Below are 12,503 nucleotides of genomic sequence, written 5' to 3'. Positions count from 1 at the left end.
GGGTCCATCGCATCGCCCTCGATCCACTCCCAGTCGGGATCGCGCTGCTGAAGCGCTGCGGGGTGACGGTGCAGCGCCCGGATGACCCAATTCCGCCGCTGGAGCGTGCGTGCCACGGCTCCGCCGATGCCGCCCGTCGCTCCGAGTACCAACGCGATCGATCGCTGTTTCATCTTGCGTGCTCCTTTGCTCGGAAGCGACACATGACGATCGGCAATGCCTGTTGAAATTGGCGAATAGCGGATGGTCGTTATGCGTTTTCGTATGGCTGCGCGGGCATTGTCTCCAGCCAATTGCGCAGGGCGTCCGCCAGGAAATCTGCGACCCGGCGGATACGCGCGCTGTTGCGCACCTCCTCATGCATGACCAGCCATACGGGGAGGACCGGCATTTGCAGGTCGGTCTCGATCTGCACGAGGTGCGGGTGGCGCCGTGCGAGCAGGATCTGCGCGATGCCGATACCCGCGCCCGCCATCAGCAGGTTCCAGTAGACCATCTGATCATCGCATCGGATCGGGAAGTCTTCGCGCGTTACGGGGTGCCCCTGTGCGGCGAAGGCCTTGACGATGGCGTCGCTGCGATCGAAGCCGAGGATGCCCCGCTGGATCAACGCCTGCGTGCTTTCGATCGGCCCATGGCGGTCCAGGAAGGATCGAGTGGCGAAGAACCCCAGCGGCGTATCCCCCAGGCGACGCGCGATCAGCGCCTTCTGCGTCGGGTCGAACATGCGCACCGCAATATCGGCGTCCCGCCGCAGCAGGTTTTGGGCCATGTCGGAAGCGACCAGCTCAAGCTGGATGTTCGGTTCCGCCTCGCGCAAGGCACGCAGGATCGGCGGGAGGATCAGGTTTGCCACCACGACCGAAGCCGAAATGCGGACCGTGCCGGTCAGGCGTTGCGATCGACCTTGGGCCTTCCGCGCCAAGGCTTGGGCCGCCTCGCCCATCGCGCGCGCATCGTCGATCAACCCCAGGGCCGCTTCCGTCGGCTCCAGACCTTGTACCGAACGGTGGAACAGGGGCATCCCCAACAGGAGCTCCAGCTCCCGCATGTGCCGGCTGAGCGTCGGCTGGGTCGTGCCAATCTGTGCGGCGGCGGCGGAGAGCGACCCTGTTTCGGCAACGGCCAGGAAGGAGCGCAGCAACGCCCAGTTGAGGTTCTTCATGTCGGCCAATGTGGAACCTAACCGGCGAAAGGGTCAGTAAGCTGCGGCACGATCCGCCACGTCCTCGGCGTGCACCGTTTGATCACGGCCTTGCCCTTTGGCGCGATACAAGGCTTCGTCCGTCAGCCGGAGCCAGCTTTCCACAGACGCGCCGGCGCGCAGGCTCGATACGCCGAAGCTGGCCGTGACGGCCAGATCGGGCGCCCAGTCGAAGCGCGTGGCGGATATGTGCAGACGCAAGCGCTCGGCGATCACGCACGCGCCGTTCGCGTCCAGCTCCGGCAGGAGGATGCCGAACTCTTCGCCACCCAGACGCCCGAGCATGTCGTTAGACCGCAGCACGCCCTCGCAGGACGCCGCCACCGCCTTCAGCACCTCATCCCCGCAGGAATGGCCGAAGCGATCATTGATCCTCTTGAAGTGATCCAGATCGAACAGGATCAGCGAACTCGGCCGGTTGTCACGCGCGAACCGGTCGAGCAGTTTTCGCGCCAGCTCGGTGAAGGCGCGGCGGCTGGATGCGCCGGTCAGGTAATCCCGCTGCGCGATCGTCCGCAATTCCATCTCGTCGACGACGAGCTCGGCGAACTTGTCCAGAATGGCGATCTGCGCTGCCGTAAACTCGCGCGGCGCCGTATCGACCGCGCACAAAGATCCCAGATTATAGCCGTCGGGCGAACATAACGGCACGCCGGCATAGCTTCGGATGCCGGGATCCCCGACGACCAACGGGTTCGAAGAAAAACGGTCATCCGCCATCGCATCTGACACGACCAGCGGCTCGCGCGCGCGGATCGTGTGGTCGCAAAAGGCAATTTCGCGCGGTGTCTGATCGCCTTCGAGGCCCTGGATCGACTTCAGCCACTGCCGATCCTTGTCGATCAGGGTGACAGCGCAAATCGGCACCTGCAGAATGTCGCGGACCAGCGCGGTAATCTTGTCGAAGCTTTCCTCGCGCGGCGTGTCGACGATTCGATAGCGTTGCAAGGCGGCGACGCGTGCCTCCTCGTCCAGCAGCTTGCTGTCGGCCGCGGCAGTCCTTCCCGCCATGCCTGGTTGTACGCGACCCATCTATCTGCATTCCTGAACATCGCCGCCCGGCGCCGCGCGCAGGCCGGCACGTACGGACATTATGCCTCTTGCTCGAATTTCGCGATGATGGCCGATTCGGCGCGGGCACCCTCCAGCCATTCCTGGAAGAAGGGATGGGCCTGCACGCGTCGGCAATAATCGAGTGCGAATTCGGGTACCGGCAGCGTGTAGCTGGTGAAGCGGGTCGTCACCGGCGCGTACATGATGTCCGCGGCGCCGAACGCCCCAAACAGGAAGCCGTCTTCCTTGCCGAACCGGGTGAGCGCCTGTTGCCATAGATGCACGATGCGCTCGACATTGGCTTGCGCATTGGCGCCGATCGCCCTGGGCTGGAAGATCTTGCGGAAGTTGGTCGGACATTCCTGACGCAAATCGACGAAGCCCGCATGCATTTCGCTGGCGATGGAGCGGGCGAAGGCGCGGGCGGCGGGGTCGCTCGGCCAGAACCGCTCGGGACCCACCTTGTCGGCCAGATAATCGATGATGGCGAGACTTTCCCAAACGGCGCTGTCCCCATCCCACAGCACGGGCACCTTGCCTGCGGATGGGGCAAGATCCGGCTCCGCCCGGCGTGTCGCCCAGCGGTCGTCGTAAAGCGATACCACCTCTTCTTCGAAGGGAAGACCCGACTGTTTGACCGCGAGCCATCCCCGAAGCGACCAGGAGGAATAGGCTTTGTTGCCGACGATGATCTTGAGCATGGCTCGGGAATAATCCCGCCCGGCGTCAGCGTGAACCTAAAATTTCTGCACCCGGTTCAAGTCCAGGGGTGCCGGCCAATCGTCCTTGGCGATCACCTTGAGATCCTGTCGGACAGGCGTGTCGAACGGCTGCGTTCCGCCCTGGCGGTCTTTACAGAATAGCGTCCAGCACTGCCGCGCGCAGTTCGGCAATGCCGCCGCCTTTTTCGCTGGACGTCGCAAGAATGTCAGGATGCGCCGCGCCATGTTTGCGGGCTTCCGCGGCCGTGGCCTCGCGCACCTCTTGCAGTGCGCTTGCCTTCACCTTGTCGGACTTGGTGAGGACCAGCCGGTAAGAAACCGCTGCTTTGTCCAGCATCTCCATCACCTCGCGGTCGACGTCCTTCACCCCGTGCCGGCTGTCGATCAGGACCAGGGCACGCTTCAACGTCGCGCGCCCACGCAGGAAGTCATTCACCAGAAAACGCCATTTGCGCACGACGTCCTTGGGCGCCTCCGCAAACCCATAGCCTGGCATGTCGACCAGCCGCATCCGCAGCGGCTCGCCCACATCGAAGAAATTGAGTTCCTGGGTGCGGCCGGGCGTGTTGGATGTGCGCGCCAGGCTGTTGCGGTTGGTCAATGCATTCAACAGCGAGGATTTGCCCACGTTGGATCGACCGGCGAACGCGACTTCCGGCACGTCCGCCGGCGGCAGAAATTGCAGCCCGGGCGCGGACTTCAGGAAGGTGACAGGGCCCGCGAACAGCTTGCGCGCGGATTCCGTGAGCTCCGCCTTGTCCCCGTTCAGGTCTTCGTTACTCACTTCGCGGGGTCGTCCTTCATGCCCGGCGTGCGCGAATAGAGCCACTGCTGCTGCGCCAGGCTGAGCAGGTTGTTGGCGACATAGTAAAGCTGTAAGCCGGCCGCCAGCGGCGCGAAGAACAGCATCATCAGCCACGGCATGAACTTCATGACCTGCTGCTGGGCCGGGTCCATCTGCTGCGGCGACAGGCGCATAGTCGCCCACATCGTCACGCCCAGCGCGATCGCGAGCAGGCCCAGATGCAGCATCGGCGGCGGCGTGAACGGCAACAGGCCGAACAGGTTGATCGGCGTCAGCGGATCGGGCGCGGACAGATCCTTGATCCACAAGGTGAAGGGCTGGTGGCGCATCTCGATCGACAGCATCAGCACTTTATAGAGCGCGATGAAGATCGGCATCTGGATGAAGATGGGCAGGCAGCCGCCAAGCGGGTTGATCTTCTCCGTCTTGTACAGCTGCATCATCTCCTGCTGCAGCTTGGGTTTGTCGTCCTTATAGCGCTCCTGCAGCGCCTTCATCTTGGGTTGCACCTTGCGCATCGACGCCATCGAGGCGAACTGCCGCTGCGCGACCGGGAACAGCAGGGCGCGCACGATCACCGTTAGGCAGATGATCGCGACACCGAAATTGCCGATATGGCGGAACAGCCAATCCAGCAGATAGAAGATCGGCTTCTCGAACCAGACGAACCAGCCCCAGTCGATCGCCCGATCGAAGCCGACGACGCCGCTCGCCTCATAGGCGTCAAGCACCGCGACTTCCTTCGCGCCCGCAAAGAAGCGCTGGTCGGCGCTGACGGTCGCGCCCGGCTGGACGGAAAGGGCAGGGGACGCGACATCGGCCTGATAGAGATTGCCCGCGCCTCGGAAGCCGGCATCGACGCCCAGATTTTGCCCGGGCACCAGCGCCGTCTGCCAATATTTGTCGCCAAAGCCGATCCAGCCGCCCGTCGTCTGGAAGCGCGTTCCAGCGGCACCGGCCTTGTCGAGATCCTTGAAGCTGATCGAATAATCGGTCGAGCCGTTGAAGGCGCCGATCGGCCCCGTGTGCATCGTCCAGCTCGACGGATCCTTGGAGACACCCACGCGGCTCACGAGGCCATACGGCTTCAGCGAAAGCGCGCGCGGCCCGGCGTTGGTGACGCTCTGGCGGACGCTGAACATGTAATTGCGGTCGATCGCAATCACGATCCGGAACAGCTGGCCCTGGCCGTTATTCCAGCTCAACGTCACCGGCTTGTCGGGCGTCAGTTGCGTGCTGTCGGCGGTCCAGACCGTGTTCGGGCCGGGCAGGGCCACACCTTGGCCACTCCAGCCGAACTGCGCGAAATAGGCATCGGGCGTCCCGCCAGGCGACAGCAGCCGTACGGGCGGCGAGTTCTTCGCGATCGTCTCGCGATGATCGGACAGGACCAGATCGTCGATGCGTCCGCCCTTCAGATTGATCGATCCCGCAACCCGCGGCGTGACGATCGCGACCCGCGGGGTTTCGCGCAGGACCAGCGTACGATCCCGTACCTGGCTCGGCTGTTCGGCGCGCGATTCGGGCGTCGGCAGCGGCACCTGCTTGCCGTTGACGATCTTCGTCGATTGCGGCGCGGCTGCCGGAAAGTAGCGGCTCGACACAAAGGTCCACGCCACGAACGCCAGCAGCGAAAGCGCGATGGCCAGAACGAAACTGCGCTGATTTTGCACGAGTGCTTGCTACCTTGAGGTCTTAAGGAACCGGATCGACGCCGCACCCGCCCCAGGGGTGGCATCGTAAGAGACGCTTGATCGCCAGCCAGGAGCCGGCGAGCGCCCCATAGCGCGTCCATGCCTCAATCGCATAGGCCGAGCATGAGGGGGTATAACGACAGGTCGGTGGAATCAGGCGGGACGGGCCAATCTGCCATAAGCGCGCCACCCAGATGAGGGGGCGTGCGATCATCGCCCGGCCGCTCCCTGCGCCTTGGCGAGCGCCTTGCGCAGCTCATTGCCGAGCAAGGCGAAGTCCCGCTCCAGCCCACCGGCACGCCCGATCATGACATGATCAGCACCCGGATGGCCCGCCTCCGGCAGGATGTCCTGGGCAAGCGCACGAAAGCGGCGCTTCATCCGATTACGGACCACGGCGCCGCCGATCTTTTTGGTAACGGTGAAGCCGACGCCAATCGCCGGGTCACCATCCTCACGCGCGCGCACGAGCAGCACGAAACCCGGCATGGGCACGCGCTTGCCGGAATTGGCGGCAAGGAATTCGGAACGCCGTACGAGACGGCGCACCACGACGCTGTCGCTCAGGCGGAAAGCTTGATGCGGCCGCGCGCCCGGCGAGCGGCGAGCACCTTGCGACCGCCAACGGTCGCGGTACGCGCACGGAAGCCGTGACGGCGCTTGCGAACGAGGTTGCTCGGCTGAAAGGTCCGCTTCATCGTCTGTATCCCTGGATCTGCAATGCAAAAGGCCGCCGAGCGAGCGGCGGCCGTCAAGGCCTGCGCCACTAAGCGGAGACAGGCCTAAAGTCAATCCGGAACGGGGCTGGCCGGAACGGGGCTGGCCCGTCGCCGGCGCATCGCCGTGTCGCAGGCCCGGCCGAGTTTGGGCCAGCGCCGCTTGATCATCACATAGCGACGCTTCGCCCAACAGGAGTTGCGGATCAGCAGAACCGCGCCCCCCGCAAATACGAAGATGCCGCCCGGCCCTGGAATGGCGCCGATCACCGGCGACAGCACGATGAGCAGCCAGCCAAGCGCCATCAGGGGCAGTCGCCAGCGAGATCGGGGCTTTTCGTCCATCCCCTTCACATGCCTACGCAATGTTGCTTCTTCAAGGCAAAGCAGATCATCCGACCCTGCGCTGAGAGGAATGAACTGCTGCCGGCGGCGGCAATAGATGGCGCAACTGGCGTGGGGCAATTGCACGTCTGTCATAGACTTCGGATCAAGCTCGACAGGGGCCCGAAAGCGCCGCTAAGAAGAACAGGCGGGGAACAGGGGTAAACATGGTCGCGCTGGTACAGACAGTCGCCTTTCTGGGGCTTGAGGCGCGCACCGTCGAGGTGCAGGTTCAGGTCACGCCGGGTCTGCCCGCATTCGTCGTCGTCGGGCTCGCCGATAAAGCGGTCGCGGAAAGCCGCGAGCGCGTCCGTGGTGCGCTCAGCGCGATCGGCCTGTCGCTGCCGCCCAAACGCATCACGGTGAACCTCTCCCCCGCCGATCTTCCCAAAGAGGGATCGCATTATGATCTGCCGATCGCGCTGGGATTGCTCGGCGCGATGGGTGTCGTCGATGCGGAAACGCTGGCGGCTTATGCCGTCGTGGGCGAACTCGGGCTGGACGGTCGTATCGCGCCCGCACCGGGCGTCCTGCTCGCGGCGCTGCATGCGTCCGAGCGGGAACTCGGCCTTGTCTGTCCCGCCTCGCAGGGATCGGAAGCCGCCTGGGCGGGGTCTATCGAAGTCGTCGCCGCACCCGATTTGATGGCGCTGCTCGATCATTTCCGTGGCGTTCGTCCGCTGGCGACTCCGGTGCCCGGCGAGGCCGATGCGGCGGTGCGCGGCCCAGATCTGGCGCAGGTAAAGGGCCAGGAAACCGCCAAGCGCGCGCTGGAGATCGCGGCCGCCGGCGGGCATAATCTCCTCATGGTCGGTCCTCCGGGTGCGGGCAAATCGCTGATGGCCGCATGCATGCCCGGCATCCTGCCCGATCTGACCCCGGCCGAGGCGCTGGAAGTGTCGATGGTCGCAAGCGTCGCGGGCACGCTGGAAGGTGGCAGGCTGTCGCGCACGCGCCCGTTTCGCAGTCCGCACCATTCGGCGTCGATGGCTGCGCTCGTCGGCGGCGGACTGCGGATCAAGCCGGGGGAGGTCAGCCTCGCCCATCTCGGCATTCTGTTTCTGGATGAGCTGCCCGAATTTCAGCGATCCGTGCTCGATTCGCTGCGACAGCCGCTCGAGACCGGCAGGGTCCAGGTTGCGCGCGCCAATGCCCATGTGACGTTCCCGGCGCGGGTCCAACTGGTGGCTGCGATGAACCCGTGTCGCTGCGGACATATTGCGGATGCGGCGCGCGCCTGCAGCCGTGCCCCGCGTTGCGCGCAAGATTATCAAGCCCGCGTGTCCGGTCCGCTGCTCGACCGGATCGATCTTCACGTCGACGTAGCGGCGGTGAGCGCCGCCGATCTCGTCCTCCCGCCGCCATCCGAAGGCTCAGCCGAGGTGCGGGTGCGAGTGGAGGCGGCACGCGCGGCGCAAACCGCGCGCTATGCTGGTCGCGGCGTGCGGACCAATGCGGAGGTGGACGGCGAACTGCTCGAGGCGGTGGCCACCCCCGACGAGGCGGGACGCGCCCTGCTGGCGCAGGCTGCCGCGGCGATGAGCCTGTCCGCCCGCGGCTATACCCGCGTCCTGCGCGTGGCGCGGACCATCGCCGACCTGGCGGGCGCGGAGAATGTCGGCCGTGTCCATATCGCCGAAGCCTTGAGCTATCGCCTGAGGCCCGTGGTCAATTAAGCGAGGTCGTTCCCGGCGCCGCCGATGGCCGCCAAAGATTGTCCGCATCTCGCCGCGTCTTCCGAGGCAGGGCGGCGCTCAGAATTCCCCCGCCACGCCGACCTTGACGGCGGTGTTGCGGCCGCCGCCATAAGAGAAGCCCGCCGTCACCGCGACCGGATCGGAGAAGTTGAGCCGGTGCGCGATCCCGCCGCCGATCGCCTGCTCGCCCCGGAAGGTCGCGCCGTTGAAAACGTAGGAGGTTCGGCCCGGCTGTGACGGGATCGGCGCGGTGCCGATGGCGATGGCGGTGGCGACACCCCGTCGGGTTTGGCGCCGGTCGCGCCGGATCACCTGGTCCAGGGCGCCGATCGTCTCCGGCCCGAAGCCTGTTACCGCCAGATTGCCCGCGGCGTCCGACGTCACGAAGCGGGTCGGGCCCGATTGGGCGGCCTGGCTGGCGGCGGAGCCGACGCCGGCTAACGTATAGGTCGATGCTGCGCCGCCGAGTGCGACCTGGCCCGGGCGGCTCGCGACCGCGCCGTCCCCGATCGCGACGCTGCTCGCGCCGTTGGCATGCGCGCCGCGCCCCATCGCGATCGCGGATGCGCCATTGGCAACGCTGTCCAAGCCCAGCGCGAGGGCGCCGTCACCGGCGGCTTTGTTGTCCGCGCCGATCGCTACCGCGCCCCGGCCGATTGCGACGTTCGGATCGCCGATCGCTACCGCGCCGGGCCCGGAGGCGCGGTTGCCCGCGCCGATCGAGACCGCCGCGCCGTTCTCCGCCACCGCATCGGTGCCGATCGCGACCGATCGGTCCCCGCTCGCGACCGAGCCGCTGCCCATCGCCATCGCATTAGCCCCGCTCGCCTGTGCGAGCGGGCCGGTCATATTGGCCTCGAAATAAGCGGTCCGCGCCATCGCCTTGTCGGCGGTGGTCTTCGCCGCTGCGGCATTGGCGATCGCATTGTCCGCAACGGATCGTGCGAGCTGTGCATCGGCCGCGGCATTGCTTGCCGCTTGTTGCGCAATGTCGGCACGCTGGCCCGCGGAGTCGGCGGCACGCTGGGCATTGTCGGCATTGGCGAGTGCGGTCTGCGCCGTCTCGGTCGACGCCGCCGTGCTGGCCATCGCCTGATTGGCTAGCACGCGCGCTTCATCGGCGCGGCTCTGCGCGGAGGCCGCTTCGCTGCGCGCGGCCGCGGCCTCGTTCGCGGCGAATTCCGCCCGCGTCTGCGCCGCAGCCGCATTGTTCTGCGCGGTTGCCGCAGTATTCTGAGCCGCCGCCGCATCGCCGCGCGCGGCATCGGCGGTCGTCTGCGCAGCGCGGGCCGTCGTAATAGCCGTATCTGCGCGGCTGAGCGCAGTATCCGCCGTGCCTTGCGCCACACTCGCCTGGGTCAACGCGCTGTCCGCCTTGGTCATCGCCGCATTGGCCGTGCCTTGTGCCGCCGCCACGCCGCTTTGCGCCGCATCCGCACGCGCCAGTGCCGTATCGGCCGTCCCTTGGGCGGCGGCGGCGTTGAGGATAGCGGTATCCGCCGTGCCCTTGGCGACCGCCGCATTGGCCAGCGCGCTATCAGCCGTGCCCTGCGCCGTTGCGGCATTTACCAACGCGGTATCGGCCTTGGTCAGCGCCGCGTCGGCGGTGCCTTGCGCGGTTGCGGCATTCGCCAGCGCGCTGTTCGCGGTGCTTTGCGCCGCCGCGGCATTGCTGATCGCAGCATCGGCCCGGGTCAGCGCTGTGTCGGCCGTGCCCTGGGCGTTTCCGGCATTGGCCAGCGCCGTATCAGCCGTGCTTTGCGCCGCGGCGGCATTGCTCAAGGCGTTGTCCGCGGTGCCTTGCGCAGCAGCGGCATTGGCCAGCGCGGTATTCGCCGTACCTTGCGCCGTCGCCGCATCGGTCACGGCGGTAGTCGCGCGCGTCAGCGCGGTGTCCGCTGTCCCCTGCGCGGTCCGGGCATTGGCAAGCGCACTATTGGCGCTGCTCTGCGCGGCGGCCGCATTGGTCAGCGCGGTATCCGCCTTTGTGCCGGCACTGTCAGCGCTCACCTGCGCCGTCGCGGCGTTGGCAAGCGCGCTGCTGGCGGTGGTCTGCGCTACGCTGGCGTTGGTCAGCGCTGATCCCGCACTCGCCATCGCCGCATCCGCGCTCTGCTGCGCGCTTCCGGCTTTGGTGAACGAGGCATCTGCACGGTTTTGCGCGTTTTCGGCGCTGGTCTGAGCCGTGGCTGCGTTGGCTAAAGCAGTATTCGCGCTCCCCTGGGCGGCGGCAGCGGCGGACACGGCGGTATCGGCTGTCGCCATCGCTCCGTCGGCGGCCGTTTGCGCGGTCGCGGCATTGGTAAGCGCAGCATCGGCACGGCTCTTTGCAGCGTCGGCGGTTGCTTGCGCGGTAGCTGAGTTGATCAGCGCCGTGTCAGCCGTAGCCTGCACCGCGTTTACGGTTTGGTTCGTCGCGTAGAGTTGAGCGCCGGTGACGGCGTCGCTGCTCACGTCACTCAGCGTGCCTTCGCCGACGTTCATAATGCGACGCTTGAGTGTGCCATTGCCGATCGAAACCGAATTGGCCTCGGTCGCCACGGAGTTTGAACCGATAGCGACGGCGTTCGTCGCTTGCGCCTCGGCCCGGTAGCCGATCGCGGCGGACAGATTGGCTTGGGCGACGGCCGAATAACCAAGTGCGATCCCGTCGCTTGCTTGGGCATCAGCATTGGTGCCGAATGCCAGGCTGTAATCCTGTGCCTTGGCGAAATATCCCACGGCAACGCTGCTGCTTAGCGCATGTGCTTGCGCCCCAAGGGCGATCGAATTGGACACAGCGGTCGTGGTTTCATCGAAATCGTTGACCCCGTCGCTGTCGGAGTCGATCCAGAGCCCGATCGCGATCCCGGATGAAGCCTGCACACCTCGGCCGATTGCAATCGACGAACTGCCGGCCGAGGCATTTGCGCCCACCGCGACGGCGTCGGTCGATGCGAATGCGGTCGAACCGATCGATGTCCCGCGATTGGTGCTGCTTGCACCCAGCCCATAGGACGTGGACGAATTGAACGAGGTGGAATTTGTCCCGCAAGCAAGCCGGCCGGTTTGGTTGATCCGGCAGGTTTCCGGTTGTATCTGCGCGAGCAGACGCGTTGTAGCGAGAAATACGACGGCGAGCGACAGCAAGGCCGATGAATGCCGTAGGCCGGCCCGGACCGTGCGGCCCGACACTGCGCGAATTATCATCGTTACGCCCCAATTCCCTGTTTCGCTTGGGGAGGCGCTGCTCGGACCTTTGACGCTTATCCTGCCGAATGTTCACTCGGGCTGGATGAGACAGCCTGCCAATCCCCAAAGCTGGTCGTCCGACCCACGCTTTTTGACTGTTGGAGGCTAGCGGTCGGGCCGGGCTGAGGTCGATTGGCTGCGCATTCCTTTGAAGGGGGCTCGCCGTTCCACCGTTGTCAATTGATGCCGCGTAGCCAGCTCTGATAGGTAGCGGGCGCGGTGTGATCCGAAGCTGCAATTGCCTCCGGGCGGTACGCCGGAACGAGCGCGGCGGTCCGGAACTCGTGCGGGGTCACGCCGAAGGCCTTCCTGAAGATACGGCTGAAATGCGACTTGTCGCGAAACCCGGTGGCATGCGCCAGCGCTGCGATCGAGCGACCCTCGGCCGGATCGGAAAGCAGCTTCTCCATCCGTTTCAGCCGCCGCATCTGCACCTGACGCAGCACGCCGCCCTGCGCGCCGAACACGCGATACAGGTTGGAACGGGATACGCCCAGCGCCGCGCACAGGGTCGCGACATCCAGCTCGTCGCCCAGATGGCGATCGATATAGGCCCGAATGCGGCTGGCCAGTTCCTCTTCGCGAGCGGTGCGCACCGCCGCCGCCCGCAGCGAATCTAGCAACGTGTCGACGACCAGATCGATCAGCATGCGCTGGATCGCGGCGGCCTGCGAGGCACGCAGGCGCGACAATGTGGCGCAGACCGCGCGTAGCGTGCTCCCCAGCAGCGGCGCCAATCCGTCGCGTACTACCAGACCGTGGAGATCGAAGCCTTCGAGGCGATCGAGCAGGCGGTGGCGCGGAATGGCGAGCGATATTTGGTCGATCGCCGAAACCTCCATCCGGCATGGCCGCCGCATGTCGAGCACCATAAGCGATCCCGGCCCGCCGGTCGCGCCGTCTGGTTCGCAGTCGACACGAGCGCGCCCGCGATAATGGAAATTGACATAGAAATGATCGATCCGGTCGGCGCGGACGCGTTCCGCCGAGCGCGTGT

At 66.0% G+C, this 12,503-nt stretch carries 12 protein-coding genes; 1 reads left to right on the top strand and 11 read right to left on the bottom strand.

Annotation, left to right across the window (positions count from 1 at the left end; all coding sequences use genetic code 11):
- Positions 1 to 250: 250 nt before the first annotated feature.
- The 9 genes from ACOJSI_RS04205 to ACOJSI_RS04165 form a co-directional block, all read right to left on the bottom strand.
- Entirely contained in the window at positions 251 to 1,165 is a 915-nt protein-coding gene (locus tag ACOJSI_RS04205) for a LysR family transcriptional regulator (protein WP_420137010.1), read from the bottom strand.
- A 33-nt stretch (positions 1,166 to 1,198) separates the two neighbouring features.
- Complete coding sequence (locus tag ACOJSI_RS04200; protein ID WP_420137009.1) at positions 1,199 to 2,215, bottom strand: sensor domain-containing diguanylate cyclase; 1,017 nt, start codon at positions 2,213 to 2,215, stop codon at positions 1,199 to 1,201.
- Positions 2,216 to 2,295: 80 nt separating this feature from the next.
- Complete coding sequence (locus tag ACOJSI_RS04195; protein ID WP_420137008.1) at positions 2,296 to 2,958, bottom strand: glutathione S-transferase family protein; 663 nt, start codon at positions 2,956 to 2,958, stop codon at positions 2,296 to 2,298.
- Between the two features lie 151 nt (positions 2,959 to 3,109).
- The gene (gene yihA, locus ACOJSI_RS04190; protein ID WP_420137007.1) at positions 3,110 to 3,763 is read right to left on the bottom strand and encodes a ribosome biogenesis GTP-binding protein YihA/YsxC; all 654 of its coding nucleotides are present in this window, start codon (positions 3,761 to 3,763) and stop codon (positions 3,110 to 3,112) included.
- Positions 3,760 to 5,457: a membrane protein insertase YidC gene (gene yidC, locus ACOJSI_RS04185; protein WP_420137006.1), complete on the bottom strand. Its 1,698-nt coding sequence runs from the start codon at positions 5,455 to 5,457 to the stop codon at positions 3,760 to 3,762. The genes yihA and yidC overlap by 4 nt, the downstream gene beginning before the upstream one ends.
- A gap of 22 nt (positions 5,458 to 5,479) precedes the next feature.
- Entirely contained in the window at positions 5,480 to 5,692 is a 213-nt protein-coding gene (gene yidD, locus ACOJSI_RS04180; RefSeq protein ID WP_420137005.1) for a membrane protein insertion efficiency factor YidD, read from the bottom strand.
- On the bottom strand, positions 5,689 to 6,027 hold the full coding sequence (gene rnpA / locus ACOJSI_RS04175) for a ribonuclease P protein component (RefSeq protein WP_420137004.1): 339 nt from the start codon (positions 6,025 to 6,027) through the stop codon (positions 5,689 to 5,691). The genes yidD and rnpA overlap by 4 nt, the downstream gene beginning before the upstream one ends.
- Positions 6,028 to 6,041: 14 nt before the next feature.
- Positions 6,042 to 6,176 carry a 50S ribosomal protein L34 gene (gene rpmH, locus ACOJSI_RS04170; RefSeq protein ID WP_116091995.1) on the bottom strand — a complete coding sequence of 45 codons (135 nt, stop codon included), beginning with the start codon at positions 6,174 to 6,176 and terminating at the stop codon, positions 6,042 to 6,044.
- A gap of 90 nt (positions 6,177 to 6,266) precedes the next feature.
- Positions 6,267 to 6,500 (bottom strand): hypothetical protein, encoded by a 234-nt coding sequence (locus ACOJSI_RS04165; protein ID WP_420137003.1) that lies wholly within the window; start codon positions 6,498 to 6,500, stop codon positions 6,267 to 6,269.
- A gap of 245 nt (positions 6,501 to 6,745) precedes the next feature.
- Between ACOJSI_RS04165 and ACOJSI_RS04160 the strand changes: the two genes are divergently transcribed.
- The gene (locus ACOJSI_RS04160) at positions 6,746 to 8,254 is read left to right on the top strand and encodes a YifB family Mg chelatase-like AAA ATPase (protein WP_420137002.1); all 1,509 of its coding nucleotides are present in this window, start codon (positions 6,746 to 6,748) and stop codon (positions 8,252 to 8,254) included.
- Positions 8,255 to 8,332: 78 nt separating this feature from the next.
- On the opposite strand, the gene ACOJSI_RS04155 is transcribed toward ACOJSI_RS04160, so the two are convergent.
- The gene (locus tag ACOJSI_RS04155) at positions 8,333 to 11,464 is read right to left on the bottom strand and encodes a YadA-like family protein (RefSeq protein WP_420137001.1); all 3,132 of its coding nucleotides are present in this window, start codon (positions 11,462 to 11,464) and stop codon (positions 8,333 to 8,335) included.
- A 218-nt stretch (positions 11,465 to 11,682) separates the two neighbouring features.
- Positions 11,683 to 12,503, bottom strand: an 821-nt coding sequence (locus ACOJSI_RS04150; RefSeq protein ID WP_420137000.1) for an AraC family transcriptional regulator, incomplete at its 5' end; no start/stop codon positions are given.

It is taken from the genome of Sphingomonas sp., from assembly GCF_048595155.1.
GTDB lineage: Bacteria > Pseudomonadota > Alphaproteobacteria > Sphingomonadales > Sphingomonadaceae > Sphingomonas_I.
This window is presented reverse-complemented; position numbering and strand designations above follow the sequence as displayed.